General features: G+C 63.8%; 24 protein-coding genes. 8 read left to right on the plus strand and 16 right to left on the minus strand.

Annotated features, from left to right (window positions below; translation table 11 throughout):
- Nucleotides 1–38: 38 nt before the first annotated feature.
- The 8 genes from pcaC to PQ627_RS03635 form a co-directional block, all read right to left on the minus strand.
- Entirely contained in the window at nt 39–488 is a 450-nt protein-coding gene (gene pcaC, locus PQ627_RS03600) for a 4-carboxymuconolactone decarboxylase (RefSeq protein ID WP_274258467.1), read from the minus strand.
- Entirely contained in the window at nt 485–1,288 is an 804-nt protein-coding gene (locus PQ627_RS03605) for an alpha/beta fold hydrolase (protein ID WP_274258469.1), read from the minus strand. The genes pcaC and PQ627_RS03605 overlap by 4 nt, the downstream gene beginning before the upstream one ends.
- On the minus strand, nt 1,281–2,699 hold the full coding sequence (locus tag PQ627_RS03610) for a lyase family protein (protein WP_274258471.1): 1,419 nt from the start codon (nt 2,697–2,699) through the stop codon (nt 1,281–1,283). The genes PQ627_RS03605 and PQ627_RS03610 overlap by 8 nt, the downstream gene beginning before the upstream one ends.
- Nucleotides 2,696–3,295, minus strand: a complete 600-nt coding sequence (gene pcaG, locus PQ627_RS03615; protein WP_262276545.1) for a protocatechuate 3,4-dioxygenase subunit alpha — start codon at nt 3,293–3,295, stop codon at nt 2,696–2,698. Before pcaG ends, PQ627_RS03610 begins: the two co-directional genes overlap by 4 nt.
- 4 nt (nt 3,296–3,299) lie before the next feature.
- Nucleotides 3,300–4,169, minus strand: coding sequence for a protocatechuate 3,4-dioxygenase subunit beta (gene pcaH, locus PQ627_RS03620; RefSeq protein WP_274258474.1), 870 nt, complete (start codon nt 4,167–4,169; stop codon nt 3,300–3,302).
- A 41-nt stretch (nt 4,170–4,210) separates the two neighbouring features.
- Complete coding sequence (locus PQ627_RS03625; RefSeq protein WP_274258476.1) at nt 4,211–6,082, minus strand: bifunctional sugar phosphate isomerase/epimerase/4-hydroxyphenylpyruvate dioxygenase family protein; 1,872 nt, start codon at nt 6,080–6,082, stop codon at nt 4,211–4,213.
- Nucleotides 6,082–6,999 (minus strand): shikimate dehydrogenase, encoded by a 918-nt coding sequence (locus PQ627_RS03630; RefSeq protein ID WP_274258478.1) that lies wholly within the window; start codon nt 6,997–6,999, stop codon nt 6,082–6,084. The genes PQ627_RS03625 and PQ627_RS03630 overlap by 1 nt, the downstream gene beginning before the upstream one ends.
- A 200-nt stretch (nt 7,000–7,199) precedes the next feature.
- A complete protein-coding gene (locus PQ627_RS03635; protein ID WP_274258479.1) occupies nt 7,200–7,970 on the minus strand; it encodes an IclR family transcriptional regulator in 771 nt (256 codons plus the stop codon).
- A gap of 201 nt (nt 7,971–8,171) precedes the next feature.
- On the opposite strand from PQ627_RS03635, the gene PQ627_RS03640 reads away from it, so the two are divergent.
- Nucleotides 8,172–9,494: an MFS transporter gene (locus tag PQ627_RS03640; protein WP_274258481.1), complete on the plus strand. Its 1,323-nt coding sequence runs from the start codon at nt 8,172–8,174 to the stop codon at nt 9,492–9,494.
- Between the two features lie 150 nt (nt 9,495–9,644).
- On the opposite strand, the gene PQ627_RS03645 is transcribed toward PQ627_RS03640, so the two are convergent.
- Nucleotides 9,645–12,368: an FG-GAP-like repeat-containing protein gene (locus PQ627_RS03645; protein ID WP_274258483.1), complete on the minus strand. Its 2,724-nt coding sequence runs from the start codon at nt 12,366–12,368 to the stop codon at nt 9,645–9,647.
- Nucleotides 12,369–12,602: 234 nt separating this feature from the next.
- Between PQ627_RS03645 and PQ627_RS03650 the strand changes: the two genes are divergently transcribed.
- Entirely contained in the window at nt 12,603–12,839 is a 237-nt protein-coding gene (locus PQ627_RS03650) for a hypothetical protein (RefSeq protein WP_274258484.1), read from the plus strand.
- 41 nt (nt 12,840–12,880) lie between these two features.
- On the opposite strand, the gene PQ627_RS03655 is transcribed toward PQ627_RS03650, so the two are convergent.
- From PQ627_RS03655 to PQ627_RS03670, 4 genes are all read right to left on the minus strand, one after another.
- Entirely contained in the window at nt 12,881–13,168 is a 288-nt protein-coding gene (locus PQ627_RS03655) for a MoaD/ThiS family protein (RefSeq protein WP_144660593.1), read from the minus strand.
- Between the two features lie 7 nt (nt 13,169–13,175).
- On the minus strand, nt 13,176–14,336 hold the full coding sequence (locus tag PQ627_RS03660; protein WP_274258487.1) for a WD40/YVTN/BNR-like repeat-containing protein: 1,161 nt from the start codon (nt 14,334–14,336) through the stop codon (nt 13,176–13,178).
- A 95-nt stretch (nt 14,337–14,431) separates the two neighbouring features.
- A complete protein-coding gene (locus PQ627_RS03665; RefSeq protein ID WP_274258489.1) occupies nt 14,432–15,661 on the minus strand; it encodes an amidohydrolase in 1,230 nt (409 codons plus the stop codon).
- Nucleotides 15,662–15,708: 47 nt separating this feature from the next.
- Nucleotides 15,709–17,166, minus strand: a complete 1,458-nt coding sequence (locus PQ627_RS03670) for an MFS transporter (protein ID WP_274258491.1) — start codon at nt 17,164–17,166, stop codon at nt 15,709–15,711.
- A 102-nt stretch (nt 17,167–17,268) separates the two neighbouring features.
- On the opposite strand from PQ627_RS03670, the gene PQ627_RS03675 reads away from it, so the two are divergent.
- The 3 genes from PQ627_RS03675 to PQ627_RS03685 all read left to right on the plus strand — a co-directional run bounded on the left by PQ627_RS03675 (nt 17,269) and on the right by PQ627_RS03685 (nt 20,691).
- Nucleotides 17,269–18,267, plus strand: coding sequence for an Lrp/AsnC family transcriptional regulator (locus PQ627_RS03675; protein WP_274258493.1), 999 nt, complete (start codon nt 17,269–17,271; stop codon nt 18,265–18,267).
- Nucleotides 18,268–18,310: 43 nt separating this feature from the next.
- Nucleotides 18,311–19,213: a LysR family transcriptional regulator gene (locus PQ627_RS03680; RefSeq protein ID WP_274258495.1), complete on the plus strand. Its 903-nt coding sequence runs from the start codon at nt 18,311–18,313 to the stop codon at nt 19,211–19,213.
- Nucleotides 19,214–19,320: 107 nt separating this feature from the next.
- Nucleotides 19,321–20,691 (plus strand): L-serine ammonia-lyase, encoded by a 1,371-nt coding sequence (locus PQ627_RS03685; RefSeq protein ID WP_274258497.1) that lies wholly within the window; start codon nt 19,321–19,323, stop codon nt 20,689–20,691.
- A gap of 22 nt (nt 20,692–20,713) precedes the next feature.
- On the opposite strand, the gene PQ627_RS03690 is transcribed toward PQ627_RS03685, so the two are convergent.
- Nucleotides 20,714–21,670 carry a GGDEF domain-containing protein gene (locus tag PQ627_RS03690; protein WP_274258499.1) on the minus strand — a complete coding sequence of 319 codons (957 nt, stop codon included), beginning with the start codon at nt 21,668–21,670 and terminating at the stop codon, nt 20,714–20,716.
- Nucleotides 21,671–22,045: 375 nt separating this feature from the next.
- On the opposite strand from PQ627_RS03690, the gene PQ627_RS03695 reads away from it, so the two are divergent.
- Nucleotides 22,046–22,435 carry a tautomerase family protein gene (locus PQ627_RS03695; protein ID WP_274258500.1) on the plus strand — a complete coding sequence of 130 codons (390 nt, stop codon included), beginning with the start codon at nt 22,046–22,048 and terminating at the stop codon, nt 22,433–22,435.
- A 12-nt stretch (nt 22,436–22,447) separates the two neighbouring features.
- Here PQ627_RS03695 and PQ627_RS03700 read toward each other — a convergent pair whose 3' ends face one another.
- Nucleotides 22,448–22,843 (minus strand): (R)-mandelonitrile lyase, encoded by a 396-nt coding sequence (locus tag PQ627_RS03700; protein ID WP_274258502.1) that lies wholly within the window; start codon nt 22,841–22,843, stop codon nt 22,448–22,450.
- A gap of 9 nt (nt 22,844–22,852) precedes the next feature.
- Nucleotides 22,853–23,725: a helix-turn-helix transcriptional regulator gene (locus PQ627_RS03705; RefSeq protein ID WP_274258504.1), complete on the minus strand. Its 873-nt coding sequence runs from the start codon at nt 23,723–23,725 to the stop codon at nt 22,853–22,855.
- Between the two features lie 128 nt (nt 23,726–23,853).
- Here PQ627_RS03705 and PQ627_RS03710 point away from each other — a divergent pair, with 128 nt between their 5' ends.
- Complete coding sequence (locus tag PQ627_RS03710) at nt 23,854–25,086, plus strand: MFS transporter (protein ID WP_274258506.1); 1,233 nt, start codon at nt 23,854–23,856, stop codon at nt 25,084–25,086.
- Nucleotides 25,087–25,097: 11 nt separating this feature from the next.
- Entirely contained in the window at nt 25,098–25,877 is a 780-nt protein-coding gene (locus PQ627_RS03715) for an isocitrate lyase/PEP mutase family protein (protein WP_274258508.1), read from the plus strand.
- The last annotated feature ends 91 nt before the right edge of the window (nt 25,878–25,968 follow it).

Genomic DNA, 25,968 nt, shown 5'->3' on the forward strand with positions numbered 1-25,968 from the left:
TTGGGACAGGTGCTGTCCCCTAGTTGGGTGAGCGGGGGTTAGTTGGGTGAGTTGGCGTCGATTTCCGCGAAGACCTTTTGGGCCGTCTTGAACGCCGAGTTGGCCGACGGGACGCTGCAATAGATGGCGGTCTGGAGCAGGATTTCCTTGATCTCGTCCCTGCTCAGGCCGTTGTTGAGGGCAGCCCGGACATGCATGGCCAGCTCCTCCCAGTGACCGTGCGCCACCAGTGCAGTCAGCGTCACTGCAGAACGCATCTGCCGGCTCAGCCCCGGCCGCGTCCAAATTCCACCCCAGGCGATCCTGGTGATCATGTCCTGGTAGTCCTCGGTGAAGGAATCCTTCGCGGCGTTAGCGCGGTCCACATGTGCGTCGCCGAGCACTTCGCGGCGGACCACCATGCCGGCGTCGTAGATTTCCTGCGCGGTAGCCTCGGGCTGGACAGCCCCGTTCCGCTCGGATGAGTTCCGCTCTGAAGAGATGCTCACTGTCCGTTCTCCTTCATGAAGTTCCGCATCAAACCAGCCACGACGGCGGGCGCCTCGGCAGGCGCGAGGTGGCCCACGCCGTCGAGCGCTTCCGCCACGGCGTAGGTTCCGCCCGCCCGGACACCCGAGACAGTTTCCTCAGCAACCGACGGCGGCGCAACAGTATCCTCGACGCCGGCAACCGCCTGCGTGGGGACAGTGATGCTGCCGAGCTGCTCGCGGACATCGAACGCGGCAAGGGCTTCGCAGCAGAACGAGTAGCTGAAGCGGTCTGCGTCGCGGAGGGCGTGCAGGAGCCGACTGCTGATTTCGGGCTGGCGGTCCATGAAGCCCTTGGCGAACCAGCGCTCAGCCGAGCCTTGGATCATCACCGGCGTGCCCAGCTTCCGCACGGTTTCCGCCCGCTCCAGCCAGCCTTCCGGGGTGCCGAGCTTCGCGCCGCTGCACTGCACGGACAGGCTGCGGAGGCGGTCGCCGTGCTTGATGCCGAGCTGCAGGCCGGTGGCCCCGCCCAGTGAAACGCCCGCGTAATGGAACCTTGCGCCGGGGCTTACGGAATCGACAAGATCGACGACGGCGTCCGCCAGTTCCGCGACATCAAAACCTTCCGTGGCGGCCGGCGAGATGCCGTGGCCGGGCAGGTCCCAGCCGATGACGTCGTACTCGTCGCCGAGGAGGGCGGCGGTTTCGGACCACAGCACCGTGGAGGTACCCAGAGACGGGCCCACCACCAGGAGCGGCTTGGCTCCGAGTTCGCGCTGCGGGGACAGCAGCACAGCCTTGACGGTTGGCTTAGCCACGATGGGCTCCCTTCGTTGAAGCGGTGAATTCGGGGTAAGCGGCGAGTATGCGACGGCTTATTTCCGCGGCCTCGCCGAGGTAGCTCGCGGGGTCCAGCAGGGCGTCGAGTTCACGGTCGGAGAGGGTTTCGTCCGGGACGGCCTCGCGCAGGAGCTTGCTGTACGTGTCCGCCTGCTCAGCTGCCGGAGCTGCCAGGGTTTGATCGACGACGGCCTGCAGCTTCTGCTCTCCGTCCTCGCCGAGGAGAGGTGCGAGGGCGGCCGCCACACCTTCGCTAAGGAGCAGCGGACCCGAGATCTCCAGGTTCCGGCGCATGGCCTCGGGGAACACCCGGAGTCCTTCTGTGAGTTCCCGGAGTTGGAGCGCGGCACCCAGAGCCAACGCAAGCAGCCGACGCAACGCGGGCCACTCCGTGTGCCAGGCACCGTCCGGCCGCTCGTCGTTGAAGCTCGCAGCGGCCAGGTGGAGCTGGGAAGCAAGACCCGGCGCCTGGAGTGCCGCACTGCGGATGAGCACGGACAGCACGGGGTTCTGCTTCTGCGGCATGGCCGAGGAAACCCCGCGTCCGGCAGCCAGGGGTTCCCCGAGTTCGCCAACTTCCGGGCGGCTCAGGAACACCAGGTCCGAGGCGATCTTGCCGAAGGCATCCAGCAGGGATGCCAGGGAATCGCCCAGGGACGTGACGGCCAGTCGGTTGGTGTGCCACGGAGCCGGAGCCGCAGCCAAGCCGAGCTTGGAAGCCAGCGCATCCGCCAGCGTGAACGGCGTGGAGTCAGAGCCTGCAGTCAGTTTGGACCCGGAGGCCAACGTTCCACTGGCACCGCCGAACTGGACCGGCAACTCAACTGACTCCAGACGCGCGGCAGAAGCAGCCACTCCTTGGAACCATTGCGCGGCCTTGAGCCCGAAGGTGTACGGAAGGGCATGCTGCGTCAGGCTCCTGCCCACGCACAGCGTGTCCGCATGCTGTTCGGCCAAGCCGGCGAGCGCCGTCGTCGTGCTCTTCACTTCAGTGAGCAACGCCGAAACCGTGCGGCCGGCCAGCAGCATGAGCGCGGAGTCCAGGACATCCTGGCTGGTGAGAGAGGTGTGGACGGCTTTGCCCGCGCCGATCCCGGTTGCATCCAGGCTGCGCACGCGGGCCCGGAGTTCACCGAGCAGCGGGATCACCGGGTTGGCGCCGCCTTGGGCGCGTTCGGCGATGACGGCGAGGTCGTAGTGACCGGGGTCGGCGGCTTCGGCCACCACAGCGGCAGCCCCTTGGGGGGCCAGCCCGGCTTCCTCGAGGACGGCCGCCCAGGCGGCTTCGACGTCGAGGATCGCCGCGATCACGGCACGGTCGCCCGTCAGTGCGGTCACCTTAGGTGAGGCAGTAACGGGGCTGAGGAGGCCGAAGTCGCCGTCGGTCATGATGCTGCCGACTCCTCGGACGCCAGATCCAGCGAACCGTCCTGCTGGAAGTCCAGGAACACGGTCTCGTCCTGACCTTGGAGGCGAATGTCCCAGGTGAGTCCGCCGTCGGGATCGCGGCGTGCGATCAGGGTCTTGCGGCGCTCGGGGTCGAGGGAGCTGAGCAAAGGATCGTTGGCCAGCGCTTCCTCGTTTTCGGGCAGGTACACGCGGGTGAAGAGGCGGTTCATGAGGCCACGGGCGAAGACTGCCACGGAGATGAACGGCGCCGCTCCAGCCTTGAGCGGTCCCGGGTTCACCGTGGTGAAGGTGTAGACGCCCGAGTTGCCCACGGCGCCACGGCCCCAACCGGTGAAGGTGTAGCCGTCGCGGACCAGGGAGCCGGTGCGCTGGACGATGTTGCCCTCGGAGTCCGGCTGCCAGATTTCCAGGATCGCGTCCGGGATGGTGTGGCCCGCGCCGTCGTACACCGTGCCCTGGAGGCGGATGCTTCCGGGGCTGCCCGGTGCCAGGAGCTCGTTGTCCTTGTTAAAGGGGAGGGCGTAGCCGTAGAAGGGTCCGACGGTCTGGCCCGGTGTGGGTGTCAGCTTGCTCATGTGCTTACTCCTCGTCCCCGGCGTCGCCGAATGCTTCGTTCTCGGTCCAGGTCCTCTTGGAGCCGGTCAGGATGATGTCCCACTTGTAGCCGAGGGCCCATTCGGGGCTGGTCAGCTCGTGGTCGTACTGCGCCACCAGGCGGTCGCGGGCGTCCTGGTCCACGATCGACTGGTAGATGGGGTCCAGCGGGAAGAGCTGGTCGCCCGGGAAGTACATCTGGGTGACGATGCGCTGGGTGAACTCCGAGCCGAACATGGAGAAGTGGATGTGGGCCGGGCGCCAGGCGTTGAGGTGGTTCTTCCACGGGTACGCGCCCGGCTTGATGGTGGTGAAGGAGTAGGAGCCGTCGGCGCCCGTGATGCAGCGTCCGACGCCGGTGAAGTTCGGGTCGAGCGGTGCGGGGTGCTGGTCGCGCTTGTGGATGTATCGTCCGGAGGCGTTGGCCTGCCAGATTTCCACGAGCTGCCCGGCAACCGGACGACCGTCACCATCAAGGACGCGCCCGGAGACGATGATGCGTTCACCCTGGGGCTCGCCGTTGTGCTGGATGGTCAAGTCCGATTCCAGTGCGTGCACGTCCTGGTGCCCGAATGCCGGCGAGTAGAGCTCGATGGTTTCCGGGTCCGCGTGGTGCAGGCTCTTGGTGGGGTGGCGCAGGATGGAGCTGCGGTAGGGCGCGTAGTCCAGGCGCGGCATGGTTTCCGGTGCCTTGCCGTTCTTCAGTGCCTCGGCATAACGGTCGCCGATCGCCTTGATCTCTGCGCTGAGGTCCGCCTGCGTTTCCACTTTCTTGGACTCATGCGCGGCGTGCGGCTCAGCTGGCGGCACGAGTTCCTCGGATTCGAGAGCTTGTGCGGTGTTATCTTGCGGCACAACCGGCTCCTTTCTATGGATTCTTCTACTGGATCGGGCGGCTATGCCCGGTGGAGTGAGTCGTATTGGACGGCGTGGCGGACGGGTGCGTTCGGGGCTCCGTAGCCGTCGTAGTTGCCGCGGCGCTCCACCATTTCGAAGAACACACTGCCGACTGTGGCGGTGTAGAAGTGGAGGAATTCGCCTTTGGCGTCCCGGTCATACAGGAGGTTGAGCTCCTGGAGAGTGTCCAGGAAGCCGGGTTCAAGATCGAACCGCGCATCCAGGTCCTCGTAGTAGTTGGCCGGAATCTGCAGGAACTCGAGGCCACGCTCCTGTGCTGACCGGGCTGTTGCCACGAGGTCGTCCACTGCGAACGCGATGTGTTCCTGGTACGTTTTGCGTGCCTTTTCGGCCTGCTGCGCCGGAGCGAGGTTCAGCACCAGCCGGACTGCGCCGTTGCTGGTCTGCATGACCTGCGAGCGCACCAGGCCGCTGGGGCTGGGCACCTCGGCGAACGGCTGCGGTTCCAGGGCCAGCGCGCTGGTGTAGAAGAGGACGGCTTCGTCGAAGTGCTGCCATGGCTGGGCGAGGTTCACATGGTCGATGACGGCGTTCTGCTGTGCGCGCGGGTGCTCCAGCCCTTCGCCGAATTCGTGCGTCCAGGCAGCCGTGCCGTCCGGATTTCCCTGGCAGAGGAAAATCTCGGTGGAGTCCGGCGCGGAAATGCCCTGGAACACTTCCTCGTCCGCCTGCACCTTGCGGGCGACCACGGGGGCCTTGAGCTGCTGGGCGCGGGCGGAGGCAATTGCTGGAGAGTCGACGTCGAACCCCAAAGCGGCAATAGCCGGTTCCGTGTGCGAGGCCGCTTGCTCGTTGATGATCACTCGTGCCTGGCCCATGGTCCACAGCTGGACGTCCTTGGTGCGGTGCCGGCCTTCGAATTCGAAGCCGAGCTGACCAAGGAGCTTCTCCAGCTGGACCGTGTCATCGGCCTTGACCTCGGCGAAGTTGAACCCGGCGGGCTCGTTCACCTTGGGCAGCGTGGCCAGTTCCATGGGATAACGACGGCGGGAGTTCTGTTGGGTCTCGGCCGTGCCTGCCGCCGGGCTGCTGGCCAGCCATTTGGCGCTCTGTTCTTCCAGCCAGATGAGCGAACGCATCGCATCCACGGCCGTCCGCTCCACGTCCGACTGGCGGAACACATCATTGAAGACCTCCAAGGAGACGGGTCCGGTGTAGCCTGCGCGGACCACGTGCCCCATGAACTTGGCGAGCTCGAACTGGCCCTCCCCGGGGAAAACCCGGTAGTGGCGGCTCCAAGACAGCACGTCCATGCTCAGCTTGGGGGCGTCGGCTACCTGGACGAAGAAGATCTTCTCCGCGTTGATATCCTCGATCGGCGCCGTGTCCCAGTCGCGGGAGAGGATGTGGAACGAGTCCAGGCACGTCCCCAGGTTTGGGTGGTCCACCATCTCCACCAGGCGGTAAGCGTGCTCGTAGTCGTTGACGTACTTGCCCCAGGCCAAAGCCTCATAGGCAACCTTGACGCCGTGGTCCCCGGCCAGTTCGGCGAGTTCGGCCAGCTGTGCGGCCCGAAGCTCATCATCATCGATAGTGGCCGTGGCAACGTTGGAACAAACCAGGATGGTGTCCATGCCCAGGCGGGCCATGAGCTTGAACTTGGCTTCCGCGCGCTTGAGGTTGGCTTTCAGCAGGTCCGGTGTGACGCCGTCGAAATCGCGGAACGGCTGGTACAGATCAAGGCCGAGACCCAGGTCCGCCGCCATCTTGCGAACGTCTTCCGGGCTGAGCGGAGACGTGACGAGGTCCTGTTCGAAGATCTCGATGCCGTCGAAGCCCGCGATGGCGCAGGCCTGCATCTTCTCCCTCAGGGTTCCGGACAGGCAGACGGTGGCGATTCCGGTACGCATCAGTGGGCCGCCTTTTCGAGGGGGCCGGCGGTGAGCGAGGCTGCGGCTTCTTCCAGTGCGATCAGCTCCAGGAAGTGCGTGCGCATGCGGTCCCGGTCGGCGTTGCTTCCGGTGAAGAGCTTGAAGGCGTCGGCCGCCTGGCCAACTGCCATCCGGCCGCCGTCGAGCACTGCGCAACCCTTGGCGCGCGCTTCGCGGACCAGTTGAGTCTCGATGGGACGGTAGACGATGTCCGCCACCCAATGGCGGGTTTCCAGGAGTCCGATATCGAGGGGGAGGCCAGGGTGCGCGGCCATGCCGACCGGCGTGCAGTGCACCAGTCCGTCGGCAAGGGGCATCAGCTCCGGCAACTCCCCCAGGCCCCGCGGCGTGACGGCAGTGTCAGGGAAGAGACTTGAAAGTTCCGCGGCCCGTTCACTCGCCCGGTCGGCGTCCATGTCAACGAGGTCGAGATGTTTGGTGCCCGCCTTGAGCAGCGCGTAGGCGACGGCGGAACCCGCACCTCCTGCACCCAGCTGGACGACGCGATCGAGTTTGACTCCGGGCAGGCCGTCGGCGAGCGCCGAACCGAAGCCGGAAAAGTCTGTGTTGTGGCCGATGAAGCGGCCGTCCTGGATCAGGACCGTGTTCACGGCACCCAGGCGGGCGGCGTCGTCGGAAATTTCGTCAAGGTGCCCCAGCACCAACTGCTTGCAGGGGTGCGTGATGTTGAGGCCGTTGAAGCCCATCCGCTGGGCTGCTGTGAGGAGATCCCCGACGGCGGTGGCCGGCAATGCGAGTTCCAGCAGGTCGATGGGGCGGTACAGCAAGCGAAGGCCCTGCACATCGGCCTCGCGTTCATGCATGGGCGGAGTGAGCGAGGGCATGACGCCTTCACCAATCAGGCCCACCAGAACGGATTCGGCTCGGTTGCTCATCCTCAAGCTCCTTTTACTTCAGTCCCGCGGGTGGCGTTTCAGGGACGCTTCGCCCGCGGTGTTATCCAGATTACTACAGTTGTTCATATTCCGCACGCTTGTTCTTATCGCGAACATTTGGCGCACACCCCCTACCCAACCAGGGGACAGCAAACGCTCCAATGGGCGCCCATTGCGACACCTGCTGTCCCCTAGTTGGGTCAGCGCTGGGGCAGGCGGGCCGCGAGTTCAGCCGCGGCTTCCTGGAGCGTGGGCACATGGGCAACGAGTTCCTCCATGGTCAGGCGGAACACCGGCACCGCCGTCGCGAGCGAGGCGAAGGCATGGCCCTGCGAGTTGAGGACCGGCACGGCGACGGCGCGCATGCCGATCTCGTTTTCCTCGTCCATCACGGCATACCCCTGGCGACGGACTTGCTCGATCTCCTCGCGGAACTTGTCACGGTCCGTGATGGAGTGCTCGGTCAGAGCGTCGAGGGGAAGTTCCTCAAGGAGCCGCTTGCGCTCCAGCTCGGTTTCGAATGCCACGATCGCCTTGCCCACCGACGTTGTGTGCAAGGCACCAAGATGCCCGGGGTCACTGGTCACGCGGAAGGTCTTGGGGCCATCCACCTTGTTGACCGTTAGGTGATGGTCGCCGTCGCGGACCGAGAGAATGGTTGCCTCATGAGTACGCTCCGTGACCCGCTGCAATACCGGGAGAGCCGTGGCAGCGAAGCCGTGGTGATTGGAAACCCTCTGACCGAGCTGGAAAACCCGCAAACCCAGGTGGTAGCGCCGGCCATCAGGCTCGTAATCCACGAAGCCATCGCGGGTCAGTGAACCCAGCAGGCGATAGGTGGTACTGAAAGGCAAGTTCGCGCTGCGGGCGAGGTCGGCCGCACTTGCCCCCTTTGGCTCGTTGCCGAGCAGCACCAACAGACTCAGGGCTTTGCCGACCATGTCGGTCTTTGTGTCCTCTTTCACACTCATGCTTCGATGCTCTCACATGGTGAGAGCTATTTCTAGATGGTGGCGACAAGTATTGACAAGTGACCCCTCTCACAGCCACTATTGCTGTATTGCACAAGTAACTCTCACCATGTGGTTACTTTCGGAGTAGGCCAGCCGCACCTCGCTCGCCACTCCCTCCAGCTTCACCCGCGACACCGTTGTCACAGAAGGAACCCTCCCATGAGCCAAACAATGCCGTCAGCGACGCCCGGCACTGCATCAACAACGGGTACTCCCAAGAAAGCCGCCTTGGCCAGCTTCCTTGGCAGCGCCGTTGAGTACTACGACTTCTTCATCTTCGGATCCGCCGCAGCGCTGATCTTCCCGCACGTCTTCTTCCCGGACGCAGACGCCAACGCAGCCATCATGTCGTTCGCGACCTTCGGCTTCGCCTATGTCGCACGTCCCGTGGGCGCCATCATCCTGGGCCACTTCGGTGACCGGATCGGGCGCCAAAAGGTCCTCATGTTCACCCTGGTGCTCATGGGTGCAGCCACCTTCGTCATCGGCTGCCTGCCGGACTTCAAGACCATCGGCTGGTGGGCTCCGGTCCTGCTGGTCCTCGCCCGCCTGGCGCAGGGTCTCTCCGCCGCCGGCGAGCAAGCCGGCGCGTCGTCGATGACGCTGGAGCACGCTCCGGACAACCGCCGCTCCTTCTTTACTTCCTGGACACTGACCGGCACCCAGGGCGGTCAGATCCTGGCCGCGCTTGTCTTCATCCCGGTAGTGGCACTGCCCGACGAGATCAAGTACGGCATCGGCTGGCGTATCCCGTTCTGGCTGAGCGCGGTAGTGGTCATGGTGGCGTACTTCATCCGCCGCACCCTGCACGAGCCGCCGGCATTCGCCGAGGCCAAGAAGAACAACCAGATCGCCAAGCTTCCCATCGCCGATCTCCTGAAGCTGCACTGGCGCGACGTTCTCCGTGTTGTCTGCTGTGCTTTCATCGCGGCCGTCAGTACCGTCTTCGGCACCCTGGCCATCAAGTACGCCCAGGATGTAGCCCACGTCAACAGCACCATCACCCTGTGGTTGGTCGTTGTAGCCAACGTTGTGGCCCTCGGCACCCAGCCCCTGTTCGGCATGCTCGCGGACAGGATCGGCCGCAAGCCCGTCTTCATCTACGGAGCCGTGGCCAGCGCCATCATGACACCGGTGTTCCTGCTGACCCTTGAAGGCGGCAACGTGCCGCTGATGTTCCTGGTCTCGGTAGTGTTCTTCTCCTTCGGCTACGCAGCGGCCAACGCCGTCTGGCCTTCCTTCTACGGTGAAATGTTCAGCACCAAGGTCCGTTTCTCCGGTCTGGCCATCGGCACGCAGCTGGGCTTCCTGATGGCAGGCTTCGCACCGGCCATCGTCACGGCGATGGGTGGCACGAAGGCCGGAGGCTGGGTCCAGATCTCCATCTTCAGCGGAGTGATCTGCCTGATCGCGGCGATCTCTGCCCTGACCGCCCGCGAGTCGGCCAAGATCCCGACGGCAGAGCTCGGCCTGCACAAGTAGGCCTGGGTTTCACGAAGAGGAGCGCTCCTTCCCGGTTCCTGGAGCGCACACCTTCCCAGGGCACCCTGGTGACGACAAACGGAAAGCCCGGCATGTTCCCCGACATGCCGGGCTTTCCGCTGCCCATGGGTTCTTCCGGTCAGTAGCTGCCTACCGAGGATCCAGCACCACGGACTGGAAACTTCCCTGGCCCGTTCCCGTGTACAGGAGGAGCACCCCGTTGCCGGCAACACCCACCACCGACGGATTGCCCGTTCCAGTGAAGGCGTTACCCAAAGCCGCGAACGAGCTGAGGGTGTTCCACCCGCTTCCCAGGGCCACCCGTGCCAGGAAGCCGCCACTGCCGTTGCCCGGGTAGAGCCACAACGTCCCGTCAGTTCCCCGGGCCATGATGTCCTCCCGGCCGTCGCCATTGAAGTCCCCGCCCTGGACAACGGAATCGAAGATGTCCCACCCCGTGCCGATCTGCTTCCACGGAAGGAACCCACCCGAACCGTTACCCGGATAGATCCACAAGCTGCCATTGGCCGCCCGGGCCACGAGGTCGGCTTTCCCGTCACCATTGAAGTCACCCGGAGCGAGCAACTCATTGAACCCCTGCCAACCCACACCGATCTGCTTCCGCGGCAGGAACTGGCCGTGGCCGTCGGTCGGATACATCCACAGCACCCCGTCGGCCGTCCTCGCGACAAGATCCGGGTGACCATCGCCGTCGAAATCCCCGGCGCTCAGGACGGTGTTAAAGGCATTCCAGCCCGTTCCGACCAGAACGCGCGGGCGGAAGCCGCCCGAACCGTTCCCCGGATAAAGCCACAACGCGCCATCGGTGCCACGGGCCAGAATGTCCGCGACAGCATCGCCGTCGAAATCCCCTGCTTCCCAGACCTGGCTGAACTGGTTCCAGCCGGCGCCGATGGCCAAGCGGTCGGCAAAGCCGGAGCCGTTGCCTGGGTAGAGGCGCATGGTTCCGGTCGACGTCACTGTCAGGACGTCGGATTTCTTGTCGCCCGTGAAGTCTTGTCCGCTGACGATGTCGCCCACCGTGTTCCAACCGCTTCCGAGTGTGGTGCGAGGCACGAAGCCGCCCCAACCGTTGCCGGGGTATTGGTAGAGGGTGCCGTCGCTTGTCCGCGCAAGGAGCCCGAAGGAGCCATCGGACGTGATGCTGGTGAAGCCGTTCCACCCCGAGCCGATCTGCGACCATGCACGGAAGCCGCCCTGGCCATCGCCCGGGTACAGCCAGAGGCTGCCATCGGACTTGGTCGCCATAACGTCGAGTCGCGCGTCGCCGTCGAAATCGCCGACGGCGATGATGTTCGTGAAGCTCTGCCAGCCGGATCCGATTTGCCGTTTGGCGAGGAAACCGCCGTTGCCGTCGCCCGGGTACAGCCACAAGACGCCGTCGCTGGTGCGGGCCAAGATGTCACTTCGTCCGTCTCCATCGAAGTCCGAAAAGCCGGTGATGGCGTCGAAGATGTTCCAGCCGGAGCCCACCTGACGGGGGTTGTCGAGCCTGTTGCCCGGCAAGCCGGAGTACAGCATCAAGGAGCCGTCGGGTTCACGGGAGAGGACGTCGGAGAGCCCGTCGCCGTCGAAGTCGCCCGCCGAAAAACGGATCTTGGCTGTGAGCCGCGCGTCCGCAGTAATGGTGACGGTGGCCGACGTCGACGACACCGCATTAATGGTCACCTGCGTGCCGGTGTAGGTGGTGAAGGTGCTGCCCGCCTGCCACGCGTGGTTGCTGGCGTACCAAGGCTCCGGAAACGGCTTGGTAGACGGCATCAGGATCAAGGAAGAAGCAATGGTGGCGCCGCCGCGCTGGGCAATTTTGACCCCCATGTTGCCCGGCTTGCCGGCAGTGCCCAGGTAATTGTCGTAGCCGGCCGGTTCCCGCAGCTCCAGGTAATAGACCTCTTTGCTGACGGGATCGGTGAATTTGACCGCGCGCTGCGCTTCGGTGCCGCCCCACGGCTTGAGTGTGTAACTCTTGGAGCCTGTCGCGACCCCCACATCACGGATCTCATCGCCCCGGCCAAGTCCCGCGTAGTCCCAGAACGTGGAGCTGACAACGGGCAAGGAATACTGGGCGGCACCCATGATGTCGGTAGTGTCGCCGTACTCACGGATATAGCAGGACGGATCCGTGAATTGGCCATTGCTGTTGACCCCGACGTCGGACACCCCGCTGCCGCACTGAAGCGCATCCGCGTGCATCAAACCGATGACGTGCCCGAACTCGTGGGCCATCACGTTGTTCGTGAAGTTGCTGACCTGCGGCAGGAGGACGCGACCGCTGTAGCTGCCGCTGCTGTATCCCGCGCCGAGCGCGTTGCCCGACAGAGTGGACGTCGGAATGAAGATGACCAACGCCGTGTACGGGCTGGCTGACCAGTTCAGCTCGCTCGTGATGGTGGAGATGATGGTGCTGTAGCTGTCCGAGGAGCGGGCTTTCGACTGGTGGCCGGCGACTTCGCTGGTCACGGTCATGGACAGCTTGCCGGCCGTCATCGCGTTCCAGTAGTTGCTGGTGGACGCTACAGCTTTCTCGGCGTCCGTCATGGAAACCGGGTTGGTATTGTCCGCCAGCTTCGCAGTGACCAACCGGACGCTGATATTGCCGCCGGGGCCGGCTGCCGCAGCCCCGTCACGGAGCAGGGAATCGACGCCGGCCTCACCCTTGGTGGGTTGCTTGGCTTCCGGAAGGGGTGTCTCGAAGACATGCTCCGAGTGCGGAGTGCCCTCAACGAATTGGACGTTCGGATTATCGGGCCCGGGAAGGGGTACGGCTGTTGCCGGGGCTTGGACAAAAAACAGGCCGGTGGCGAAGACCACCAAGCCTGTGGACAGCGCAACGGATCGCTGCAATACACCCATTGGATCTCCTGGGAGGACGGAGCCTATGGTCGCTGGGCTCTCAACAACCGAGATCAGGCTACAGCCGTGAGGGCACTGGCCTACGGAAACACGCGACACAGCGCCCATGGAAGAAACGCAAGCATCCCGGAATGCTAACCGGACCCTAACCACTGCGAAATACCGTGGCAACATTGCCGCGCCACACTGGAATGGCCGGCAAGTGCAGGCACCAGCTCCAGCCAGGAGGACACAATGTTGAAGGAAGTTACCACTCACACCACACGAATACGCGCGATCAGCCAGCTCCACCGCGGAGACGAAATCGAAGCTCGCCTCTCAGTGGGACCCGACTACGACGACGTGGTGATACGCCGCGGACGCGTCCAGGAAACGGCCCCGGGTATCGGAGTCGTCTGGATCATGGATTACGCCTCCGGGATGAGAAAAGCCATCAATACCGACGAATGCACTGTGTGGCGCGTCGCCTGAAGCAGGATTTCCCTGGATCACGGCTGGACGCCCGCCGCCCCTCAGCCGCCGGCTACGGACTGGACAATCAAAACCTCCTGGCCCGCTGCAACCTCCGTATCAAGACCATTCAAACGCCGGACCTCGTCGCCGTTCACGTAAATATTCACGAAACGGCGGAGTGCTCCGGTTTCATCACGCAAACGCCTGGCCAGCACCGGATAATCTCCGGTCACCGAGTCCAACAACTGTCCAACGGTCACAGCGCCGTCGGCGGACGCAGTCAGATAGGACTGTCCGCCGACGAGCGGCTGCAGGACACCAGGCAACAGGACCGTAAAGTCAGCCACAACGGGCCTAACCAGGTACCGGGGCGCTGGCTGCCGCGGGCTCTGCGGTCGCGCTTCCGCCCACGCTGCCAACCACGACGGCGGCGCGCACGCAGAGCACGTCCGGCAAATGCGAGGCCACTTCCGTGAAGGTCCCGCCTTCGTCGGCGCTGGCGTAGACGGAACCGCTGCGGGTTCCGAAGTACACCCCCACCGGCTCGGCAGTATCTACGGATGCTGCATCCCGGAGAACGGCGTTGTATTCGTGATCCGGCAGGCCCGCGTGCAGTTCCGTCCAGCTATTTCCGGCGTCACCGGTCCGGTGGACGCTCAGTCGGCTGCCCGGAGGGATGCGTTCACCGTCAGCCTTCAACGGAATGACCCAAGCCGTCCCTTCACGGCGCGGATGGGTCAGCATGACGAACCCGAAATCGGCAGGCAGACCCTCCGCGATGGAATCCCAGTTCTCCCCGTCATCGTCCGTACGGTACACGCCGTGATGGTTCTGCGCGTACAAACGGCCTTCGACGGCGGCATCGGCCGCAATCTTGTGGACGCACTGGCCGAACTCCGGGTTGGGATCGGGCATGAAGTAGGCCGAAATTCCTTTGTTGCGGGGCTCCCAGGAGGTACCGCCGTCGAGAGATCTGTAGACGCCACCCGTGCTCATGGCGATGTGGACTTTCTCGCCGGACTCATCCACCACGATCGAGTGCGCCGCCGCGCCGCCGTAGCCGGCACCCCACTCACTGCGGTGGGGGTGGTCCCACAATCCGCGGTTCAACTCAAAGTGCTCGCCGCCGTCGGTCGATTTCCAGACAGAAATGGGCTCGCAGCCTGCCCAAACCACGCCGGGGCGGGACTCGGCGTCGGGATGGATCTGCCAGACCCGTTCCAGGGCGGCATCGGTGCCATCCGGAAACTTGATGGCTCCTTGCTCGGGCTCGGTCCACGTCGAGCCAAGGTCGTCTGAATGCGCCACAGTGGGTCCCCAGTGCTCTGACCGTACCCCCACCATGATCCGTGTTTTGCCGTCCCGTGTATCTATCCCGATGCTGGGTATTTCACTCATCAGGAAGTGCGGGCCGGAGAGGGACCAATCTTTTCGGTCCGGGCTGGTTGCCAGCCACAGGCCTTTCTTGGTCCCGATCGCCAGGACATAACTTTCTGCGGTTGCCATGTGACCCATCGAACCATCGCCGGGTGGGCGGGGCAATGGGTTTTGTGGCGTATGTGGAAAGCATCCGCGACACCGCCATCCGGTGCCGCGGATGCTGCAGCCTCTTACGCCTCCAGAGTTACAGTCGTCGCTCCCGGTTCCCGGGCGGCCTGCAGCTCCAGCAGTTCAGTGCGGAGCTGTGGGTCCAATGCAGCGTCCAGCACCGTCAAGGCAATCACCAACGCACCGTCCACCACGGCGTCGTCGGCTTCGGGCGTGATGGCGTCGGCCGTGAAGTCCGGGTGGTGCGGGACGGCCGTGCTGTTGCGGACCACCACCATGCCGTGGACGGAAGGGAGCACCTGCGACACATTCCCCATGTCCGAGGAGCCGCCACCGAAGACCGGCGTGTGGTCAACCGGACGTCCGAGGCTTTCCATGTTGGCGTCCCACAGGCCGCCGAGTCCGGCGTGGGTGTCGATCGGAGCATAGGGGTGTTCGGTCTGGCGGTGCGTCCAGGTGCATCCCGTGGCGATCGCCGCGCCTTCGAAGCATGCGAGGACCCGGCGCTTGAGGTTCCGCCACACGTCGACGTCCCCTGCACGCACTTCCACCTGCACCGTGGAGTCTCCGGCAATGACGTTGGTTGCCCCGCCTCCGTGCGAAATGAAGGCATTGATATTCGCATTTTCCGGAAGGTGCTGACGCAGAACGGCCAGGTTCATCAATGCCAGGCTTGCGGCGGCACCGGCGTTGATGGCCTTGTCCGGGGCGCCGGCGGCGTGGGCTTCACTTCCTTTGTAGTTCACCTCGAACCGCTCCACGGCGGCCATGCTGAACGCCGTGGCACTGCGCTCCGTCCCGGTCATGCCATGCACCATCAGCGAAAAGGCGGCGTCCTCCCACGCACCGGCCTGCAGGAGGGAGACCTTGCCCCCACCGTGCTCTTCGGCTGGGGTACCCAGCACCTTGATACGCAGCCCGGCGGCATCGGCCACGGGTTTGAGCGCCAAGGCTGCTCCGACGCCCGCCGCCGCGATGATGTTGTGCCCACAAGCGTGCCCTACCTCAGGAAGGGCGTCGTATTCGGCGCAGATCACAACGGTCAATTCGCCGGAACCGTACGTGGCCTCGATCGCCGTCGGAATTCCGTAAGCACGTTCGGTGACGTCGAAACCGCCGTCACGCAGGACAACGGCCACGGCCGCCGCGGACTCGTGTTCCTCCCAGGAGATCTCGGCCAGCGCGTGCACTTTGTGGCTAAGTTCCAGGATGGAGGGCACGACGGCGGACGCGGCCTCGCGTACGGCGTCGCGCAAGGTTTCCCTGGACGTGATGTCGATGGATATGGTCATGGTTTTTCCTTCTTTGGTGGTCGTAGGGATTCAGAAGCTGAGGGTGTTCACTGGACTGGTTCGAGTGCGGCGTCGGCCACGGGGTCCTCGCGGTCCAGGGCGGGTGTTTCCGGCGCAGCTTTTGCCTGCCGGATGAAAAGCACCACCACGGCGAAGAGGACACAGAGGCCGGCGCAAATCCACCAGACCGCGTGGAAGGAGGACTGCGTGGAAACGCGGGTTCCCGATGCCGCAGGGGTGGACAGGGCGGACATCAACAGGGCAAAGAGTGCACCGGCCACTCCCCCTGCGGCGGTTCGGGCCGTGTTGTACAGGCCGGAAGCGATGCCGACGGAGTCGGAGGCCGCACGCTGCACCACCAGGGTGGGAAGGGTTCCGCTGACCACACCTGTGCCGAGACCGGCCACTACCAACCACACCGTGAAAGTCACCAGGCTGCCGGGTGCCAGAATCATGAGCACGTAGGCCACGGCTCCGAGGAGGCCGCCGAAGGCAACGGTTCGTGTGCCGCCCAGGATGCGGGATACCCGGTCCGCGAACGTTGCTCCAAGGAAGGCCGCCAGCGCCATGATGCTGAGCAGGATTCCCGCAGCGGACGCAGCCGCGCCGAAACCAAATCCAAGGGTCGCTGGGTCCGAACGGAGGTAGACGGAAATGGGTGCCTGCGCACCAAACAATTGGGCACCGAACAGGAAGGCAACAAGGATGGGCAGGCCGATACCGCCCCGAAGCAGCATGGTGAGGTCCACCAGCGGGTGCTCCACCCGGCGCGCGGAGACCACCCAGGCCACGAGCAGGACCGCACCCACCAGCATTGACGCACCCACGGCCAGCGGAGGCCACGTGGCGAGGTTGGACGCGCCGCCAAGAACCGCTACCAAGCCGCCGCCTAGCAGGACAGCTCCAAGGTAATCCACCTTTCCCTTGCTGCGGATCGGGGATTCCTTGACGAAGACGGCGATGCCCGGGATGCACAGTCCCATGAAGATTGCGGGGAGCAACAGGGTCAAGGACAGGCTGCCGACGGCGTCCAGGACAATACCGGACAGGAGACCGCCGATCGTGGCGCCGAGGGTCAGGGCAGCCACAAGCCTGCCGATGCTCCTGCCCGAACGCGCGGAGTCGCGCTGGTGGACGATGGCAAATTCAAGCGGCAGGAAGACGGCAAGGGGAGCCTGGATGGCCCTGCCCACCAGGAACAGTTCGTAGTTCGGCGCGAAAGCAACCAGGACGGACGCCGCTGCAACGATTGCGGTGGCGATCATAAGGACGCGTTTGTGGCCGTGGATATCACCGAGCTTGGACAGGAGGGGGACAACCAAGACCGTCGCCAGCAAGTACGCGGCGCTGATCCAGTTGAGCGAGGCTGCCGAGACACCATGGTGTTCGCCGATCGAGGAAAACAAGGGACTCAACCAGCCCTGCAGGATGCCGCTGCCAAGCTCCATGACGACCAGGAATCCAACGGCTCCGGCAGCTGTGGATTTCTGCGCAGTTGTACGCATGTGCGCTCCGATGTGATGAGAAGTGAACGGGATCACACCATGATCAAAGCGCCATGTTTCTATTAGATGAAATTGAAGCTTTCCATGGATTATCTTGCTCCTATGCAGGAAAACGTGCTGGATCCCCTTGAAGAGCGGATCATCCATGCTTTGCAGATCGAGGGCCGGGCATCGTGGGCCGAGCTCGCACCCCTCCTGGGTGCGGATGCCGTGACGCTTTCCCGACGCTGGGAATCCCTCCGCGAACGGGGAGTGGCCTGGGTCACCGGGATTTTCACCGAAGGGGCCAGCGCCTTGGTGGATATCACCTGCATGCCCCAGCACACCGCGAAAGTGGCACAGGAGCTCACCAAAATCCCGGCTGTCATGACGCTCGACCATACTTCGGGCGGACGGGACCTGCTGGCCACCGTACTCGCCGAGAACCCACTGGCGATTTGGGATGTGGTGACCAACCGGATCGGTGCCCTTGATGGCGTCCGGAACACGCAGACACATCTGGTTACCGAAATGATCATGGAAGCATCGGCTTGGAGGTTGCGTGCACTCACCCCCGCTGAAGCCGCCAAGGTGGCCAAGCCCAAGGCGCCGCGGGCCAGGGCGCCCCGAACCGTCCATCCCGACGTCGAACACGCACTCCGGCACTGTCTGTTGGAGGACGGACGCCGGCCCGTCAGCCGCATCGCCGCTGAACATGGGCTCAGTGAACAACGGGTCGCGGACGGACTGGCCAGGATGCGGGCAGACGGGCGGCTGCGACTACGCACAGACGTGGCGCGCAGTGTCACGGGATGGCCCGTCTACGCTTGGTACTTTGTGCGCACCGCAGCCAAGCACATCCAGCAAATGCGCGGGCTCATGGCCCAAATTCCCGAGGCCCGGACAGCCCTTGCCGTCGCCAGTCAGTACAACCTTGTTGTGGCGGTCTGGCTGCGCGAGATGACCGACGTCATGCGCTTTGAGGCAGCGCTTGAAGCTGCCGTTCCGAGCGCCAGGATCGTCGACCGGAGCGTCGTTTTCCGGATGAGCAAGCATCTGGGCCACGTCATCGACGACCAAGGCCGGGCGACCCTCGGCTTCGTCCACCCCTTCTCCCCCTAACGGGTTGTGCGGTTAAGTAGAGCTAAACCGAAGGGAGCAGCCCGTGCTGGACATACGCCGCTTGCATATCCTCAAGACCCTAGAGCTTGAGGGCACCATGACAGCAGCTGCAGCCAAGCTTCACATGACCACCTCTGCTGTCAGCCAGCAGCTGGCGGTGTTGGAAAGGGAGGCTGGGCTGGCCCTGCTGGTGCGGACCGGCCGGAAGGTCCGGCTGACCGAAGCGGGTGCGTTGCTGGTGGAGCATTTCGCCCGCATCGCCTCTGAGGTTGAAGCCGCTGAAGCCACCTTGAAGAAGTTCCAGACGGACGTCCGCGGACGATTGGCGATCAGCGCCTTCCCGAGCTTTTGCAGCATGGTCCTTCCATCGGCTGCCATGTCGCTCCAAGCCACCTACCCCGGGCTGGACCTCACGGTATCGGATCTTGAACCATTCGAGAGCGTGGCCCAACTCCGGGCCGGAAACATTGATATCGCGGTGGTCGATGACCTCCACGAAATCCAGGACGAGGGCTTGGTGAAGACCGTCCTGGCGCGGGATGAGATCATTTTGGTCCTCCCCCGCGACCGTGCCGCACCGGAGCCTGGTACCCCTGTAAAGCTCACCGGCTACGCCCACGATAGTTGGGTCCTGGACCAGGAAGGCAGTGTCTTTGAACAGTTCGTGCTTCAGACCTGCCGCGAGGCGGGCTTCACCCCCAAGGTCATCGCCCATTGCCGGAACCTGATGGCCACCTTGGGCTTGGTCCGCGGTGGGCTAGGGGTTGCCCTGATGAGCGAACTCAATCTTGGCCGGGAAACGGAGGACCTCCTGGTACGCCGCGTTGATCCCAGCTGCGGCCGCAACATCATCGTCCTGTACCGTGCCGCGAGCCAGGCCTCGCCGGCCATTGCCGCCGTCCTCGAGGAACTCAGGATAGCCACCAACGCGCGGCCGACGGCGTAATCGTTAAGCCCAGCTTGAAGGTCCCTTCACTTATTTCCGATGGACGCGAGCGCCGACGGCCCCCAGAGTTGAAAGGGAACCCGCCCCCTGCTCCCTTGGAGGATCCCATGGCATTGAGCGCCCTCGACCTGTTTTCCATCGGCATCGGCCCGTCGTCGTCCCACACCGTGGGACCCATGCGCGCGGCCCACACCTTCGTCCAGGGACTGGAGCAGGAGGGAAAGCTCGACGCCGTTGATCGCGTTTACGCCGGATTGTTCGGTTCGTTGGGGGCTACTGGAAAGGGACACGGATCGGACAAGGCCGTGATCCTTGGATTCATGGGTGAGCTCCCGGAGAGCGTGGACCCCATGGCTACCGACGACATGGTTGCCGAGGCTACGGGGGCGAAGAAGATCCTCTTGGGCGGGCGCCGGATGGTTTCCTTCAATCGGGCAAAAGACGTGGTGCTGCATATGCGCCAATCGCTTCCCGCTCACCCCAATGGCATGCGCTTCCAGGCCTTCGACGGGGAAGGAAACCTCCTCTCCGAGCGCGTGTTCTACTCCGTGGGCGGCGGTTTCGTGGTGGATGAGGGCGCCGTGGGAAAGGCGGACCAGGACACGGTCAGCCTGCGCTACCCCTTCAGCAATGCCGAAGAGCTGCTTGCGCACTGTGACCGCGAGGGCTTGTCCATCAGCGACATCATGCTCGCCAACGAGAACGCCTGGCGCAGCGAAGAGGTCACCCGGGCTGAACTGCTCCGCATTTGGGAGACGATGAAGGAGTGCGTCTCGCGCGGCTGCAGCCGCACGGAAGAGCACCTGCCCGGCAACCTGATGGTCCGCCGTCGTGCTCCCCGCCTGTATGCCGACCTGCAAACCAAAGACGACGCGAACGATCCTTTGCGCGCCGTGGACTGGGTGAATCTGTTCGCGTTGGCCGTGAACGAAGAGAACGCCACGGGCGGGCGCATTGTCACCGCACCCACCAACGGTGCTGCCGGAATCATCCCCGCGGTCCTTCACTACTACATGAAGTTCACGCCGGGTGCCTCTGAAGAGCAGGTCGTCCGGTTCTTGCTGACGGCGGCAGCCATCGGTGTCCTCTTCAAGACGAACGCCTCGATCTCGGGTGCCGAGGTGGGCTGCCAGGGTGAGGTCGGGTCCGCGTGCTCCATGGCCGCCGGGGCACTGTGCGAAATCCTGGGCGGAACACCGCAGCAGGTTGAAAACGCCGCCGAAATCGGGATCGAGCACAACCTCGGCCTGACGTGCGACCCCGTGGGCGGACTGGTCCAAATCCCCTGCATCGAACGCAACGCCATGGCCAGCAACAAGGCCATCAACGCCGCACGGATCAGCCTTCGCGGAGACGGAATCCATCACGTCTCGTTGGACACCGCCATCAAGACCATGCGGGAGACCGGCGCTGACATGAAGAGCAAGTACAAGGAAACCTCCCGCGGCGGCCTGGCGGTCAACGTCATCGCGTGCTGAGGCAGCCCGGCGACGGGACGGTTCAGGCGTGTGCCGTCTCCGGATCCAGGGGGCTTGCTGCAATAAACGCGCGGTTCCGTCCGGCTGCCTTGGCTTGGTACAGAGCGCCGTCAGCGGTGTAAATCAGCTGTGCCAGCGCATGTCCCGCAATCGGGGTGGATGAGATTCCGTAACTGACGGTGGGGAAGGCAAGTCCATCCGGGGCTTGCGCAGCTGCCAGCCGAGTGCTGATCTCGGTGGTGATGGTCTCGGCGCTGACTTCGTCGGCGCCGGGAAGGAGGATGACAAATTCCTCCCCGCCGTATCTGGCCACCAAATCGGTCTTGCGCAGGGTCCCCTTGCACGCAGCCGCGAAGGCCCTGATTGCTGCGTCCCCCGCGGCGTGGCCGTGGGTATCGTTGACCGCCTTGAAATGATCAAGATCAGCCAGGATTACGGCGGCAGACAACCCTGCCCTGTGCAGCCCTGCGAGTTCCCGCTCGGCCAACTCCATGAACGCTTGGCGATTCAGCAAACCGGTCATTCCGTCGCGCATTGCCCGCTCGTTGAGCACCGTAATGAGCTGATGGTTATTGAGCGCAGTCATGCTGAATGAAACCAGGACCAACAGCATGATCAGCAGCAAGCACGTCACCGCCGGGGCAAAGAGCGTGCTGAGGATTTCGCTGTCCGGCCCCTCAACGGCGTATGCCACAATCCGGCAACCGAAGTAAGCCACAAGGGCGACCGCGACGACCAACAATGGTTTGTGGGCTTGGGAAGCCTGTGACTTCAACAGCGCGAGTTCGCGCGCGGCCAGCGCCATCCCGACCCCCATCATGGCGAAGTAGACCAGCACGCCCCGCCACTCGCCGTCGGGGTTCACCTCAGAGAAAGCTGCGACGGCGGTGACCGCCGGGGCGGCCAAAAGCAGCCACAGCGGCGACTTCAAACTTCTGAGGGATCGGAACCCCGCCCACACGCCAAATGCTCCCGCCACCAACAATGCGTTGCCGAAAGGGACGGCCGCCCTGCTCCATTCGGTTTCCTTTAACAAGTACGCCCCAATGCCGGCCAGCCAACATCCGAGGGCCGCAGACCAGTAGGAACTGTAAAGAGAGCGGGTTCTCCGGTACGACCCCAAGAAAAGCACCCACAATGTCAGCGTGACCACGGCCAACGCCAATTTCAAGCTAAATAAATCCAACATGGATCCCCCCATTCATCGGCCAGCCTAAAGGCCAAGTGAAGAATGGGCGAAACACGACGCGGCGGAAAGTCGGACCAATCGTTTGCCTTTTTGAATCCACACGTTAACCGGACCCGGACGACCGCCCTTGCGCTCGTGGAGTTGCCGTTTGAGTAGAATGCGCCCATGGCACAGGTCATTGTCTATGGACACAGAAGCTCAATCGAACAACGCCGCGAGGCCCTTTCCTCTGCGATTCATGGGGCAATAGTGACGACCCTCGACTATCCACCTGAAAAGAAGTTTCAACGTTTCATTTCACTCTCGGACGTTGACTTCATCCACCCCGACGACCGGGGCGGAGACTACACAATCATCGAGATCTCCATGTTCGAGGGCAGAACAGAGCAGGCAAAACGCAACCTCATCGCGGACCTGTTCGCACGGATCGAATCCGAAGCAGGAATCAAGCCGCACAGCGTGGAGATAACCATCACGGAGACTCCGCGGGTGAACTGGGGGATCCGTGGTGTCAATGCCGCGGAGCTGTCGCTCAATTACCAGGTCAACGTTTAGCAGGCCCTCCGCTCAGCCCATGTAGTCCTCATCAGAGACGTGCTCGAGCCAGGTGACGACGTCGCCGTTCTTGTCCGCTTCCTGCATCGCGACGTGTGCCATGAACCGGTCAGGGGTGGCACCGTGCCAGTGCTCCTCGCCGGGTTCGATGTAGACCACATCGCCGGGACGGATCTGTTGAATCCCGCCGTCCCGCGTAGCCACCAGCCCTATGCCGTCGGTGACGTACAGCGTCTGGCCTTTGGGGTGATGATGCCAGGCAGTCCGGGCGCCCGGAGCGAACCGGACGTGGGCGCAACCCACAGCTGATTGCTCATCCGGGGTCCTGATGCTGTCGATCTGCACAGTTCCGGTGAACCATTCCCCGGGTCCAGCGGCTGTCTGGCCACCGCTTTTCGTGTACTTCATGATTGCTCCTTAGCGGGTGCTGGCCTTTTCGACGACATTCTCCGTGGCTGCCCATGACGCCAGCAGCTTCAGGCCTTCTTCGCTGGCACTTCCGGGAACTGCCGGGTAGACGGTGACGTGAAGTCCGGTGTCCTCGTCGAGTTCAAGTTGTTGATACGTCAGTTCCAGGGGACCGACCACGGGGTGGTGGAAGTTCTTCATCCCCGATCTGTGGCGCCTGACGTTGTGCGCGGCCCACAAAGTGCGGAACTCCTCGCTCCGCATGGACAATTCGCCCACGAGCTCGGTGATGGCTTTGTCGTGTGGGAAGCGGCCTGCGTTGCGGCGAAGGATCTCCACATTGGTGTTGGCTGCGCGGTTCCAATCCGGGTAGAACTCCCGCCCCCTGGGATCCAGGAAGATGAACCGGGAATGGTTCGCCGGCCCGGCACTGCTCCGGAAAAGGTCGAAGTACATGGCATAACCCAAGGCGTTCGCCGCGACCACATCCATACGGTGGTTCGAAATAAGAGCCGGCGCGCCCGTGATGGAGTCCAAAAAGTACTGCAGCGCAGGATCGACAGTGTGGACGGCCTTCTTCACCTTGGTCCGGGCTCCCCTGTTCGCTGTCCGGGCAAGGTCATAAAGGTGCTCGGTCTCCGCACGGTCCAGCTGCAACGCCCCGGCGATGGCATCCAACACGCTGTCCGAAACACCGGAGAGGTTTCCCCGTTCCAGGCGGATGTAGTAGTCGACGCTGACGCCAGCCAGACGTGCCGCTTCATCACGGCGAAGGCCCGTGACCCGGCGCCGGATCCCGAAAACTTCGATGCCTGCCTGCTCAGGGGTGATGCGTGCGCGGCGGGACATCAGGAACTCCCGCACTTCCGACCGATTGTCCATGCCCACCACGTTACGACGTCGCCGACCCGTGGTGAGAGGTTCTGTTGGAACCTGTATAACCGGAGCCTCCCACCTGTCCCCAAGGCCATGGTCCGATGAATCCAGTCGTTCACCTGAGAGGCCAATCCATGTCAGCAGATACACCCACGGTGGTGCCCGTAGAAGTGCCCGGAAACCCCGTAAGCAATAACCCGGTGAGCCGTTGGGGAGGTGTTTTCGCCATGTCCTTCGGGGCCTTCGCCGTCGTCGCCTCCGAATTCATGCCCGTCAGCCTCCTGACTCCCATGGCCCGGGATCTTCAGGTTTCCGAAGGGCTGGTGGGACAGGGAATCGCGATATCGGGCCTGTTCGCCGTCCTCACAAGTCTTTCGATTTCCACGCTGACCGGAAGGATGAACCGGCGCACGCTGCTGATCGGCCTGGCCGCCCTGATGGGTGCCTCGGGAGCCCTGATAGCGCTGGCGCCAGGCTACTTGCCCTTCATGGTGGGCCGGGCAGCCATTGGGGTGGTCATCGGCGGATTCTGGTCAATGTCCGCGGCCACGGCGATACGGGTGGTGGCTCCGTCGCGGGTTCCCCGTGCTCTGGCGATAGTCAACGGAGGCAACGCCCTGGCCACCGTTCTGGCAGCGCCTCTTGGCAGCTACTTGGGCTCCTTCATCGGATGGCGGGGAGCGTTTCTCTGTCTCGTGCCAGTCTCCGCGGCATGTGTGGTGTGGCTCTGGATGTCCCTGCCGTCCTTGGAAGCACCGACCACCAGGACCAAAGCCCGCGACACCCTCGCGATCTTCAACGCTTTCAAGAACCGGACTGTCGCGTGGGGCATGGCCGCCTGCGGGACTTTCTTCATGGGGCAGTTCATCCTGTTCACCTACATCAGGCCCTTCCTGGAAACCGTCACCCATGTGGAAGTGGCCGTTGTTTCCATTGTTCTCCTCGTCATGGGTGTGTCCGGATTTGCCGGGACACTCCTCATCGGCCGTTTCCTGGGACCCGGGCTGCAGCGGACGCTCATGGTGATTCCCGCCGTCATGGCCCTCATTGCGGTTGCCCTCGTACCGCTGGGTGCGGTGTTCGCCGTCGTCGTTCTTTTGCTGGCCCTTTGGGGCCTGTTGGGTACCTCGGCTCCGGTGGGCTGGTGGAGCTGGGTAGCGCAAGCGATGCCCCACAACGCCGAACAAGGCGGCGGGCTCATGGTGGCCGTGGTCCAGACCTGCATCGCCCTGGGTTCCACTCTTGGCGGGATCCTGTTCGACTCGCTCGGCTTTGAAAGCACATTCCTTGCCAGTGCCGTGGTGCTGGTGGTGGCGGCGTTCCTTGCGTCTAGGCTGAACATGGCACCAACTCCCAACCGAGGATGACGGAGACAACCATGACAGAAGCAAGCATCGAAGCCCGCGCGGAACAACTGAAGGCCCTTCATGAGGCACCTGAAATCCTGAGTGTCGTTAATGTTTGGGACGCCGTCAGTGCAACCGCCGTGGCCGCGCTCCCCCAGACAAAGGCCATTGCCACGGCAGGACACTCCATCGCTGCCGCCTTTGGATACAAGGATGGAACCATGCCGTTGGATGTGGCGCTGAGCGGTGTGGAGAGGATCGTCAACGCTGTTGACCTCCCGGTCACTGCAGATCTCGACGACGGATATGAGGACCCGGCGGAAACCATCCGTCGCGCTATTGGCATCGGAGTGGTGGGCGCCAATGTCGAGGACCGCCTGCGGCCGTTCGACGAAGCAGTTGCCCGCGTGAAGGCGATCATTGACGCCGCCAACGCCGAGGGCATTGCCTTCCAGCTGAACGCCCGGACTGACGCCATCGTCCGCGGCGGTGACCGTCCGGTCAAGGAAAGCATCGACGACGCCATCGCGCGGGGCCGGGCCTTCCTCGACGCCGGTGCCGCTCTGGTTTTCGTCCCCGGCGCACTGAACCGTGAGACCATCGAGCCCCTCGTTGAAGGCCTCGGCCGCGGCAAGCTCTCGGTGATCGGCGCTCCCGGAGCGTTGCCCGGAGCCGAACTTCAAGAACTCGGCGTAGCGCGTGTGTCCTACGGGCCGTTCACGCAGCGGGTCGCCCTGCGCGCCCTCCAGGACCTCGCCACCAACCTGTACGGTTCCGGCGTCATCCCGAAGGACACCCCTGCGCTGAACTAGGGCAAAGCGTCCCGGCCCACTCGCAGCGGGTGGGCCGGGACTGCCCTCCAACAAGGTCTTTCAGTGCTGCCGGAGTGATCCTAAAATTGTT

The organism is Paenarthrobacter sp. AB444 (genome assembly GCF_028736865.1).
GTDB classification, from domain to species: domain Bacteria; phylum Actinomycetota; class Actinomycetes; order Actinomycetales; family Micrococcaceae; genus Arthrobacter; species Arthrobacter nicotinovorans_B.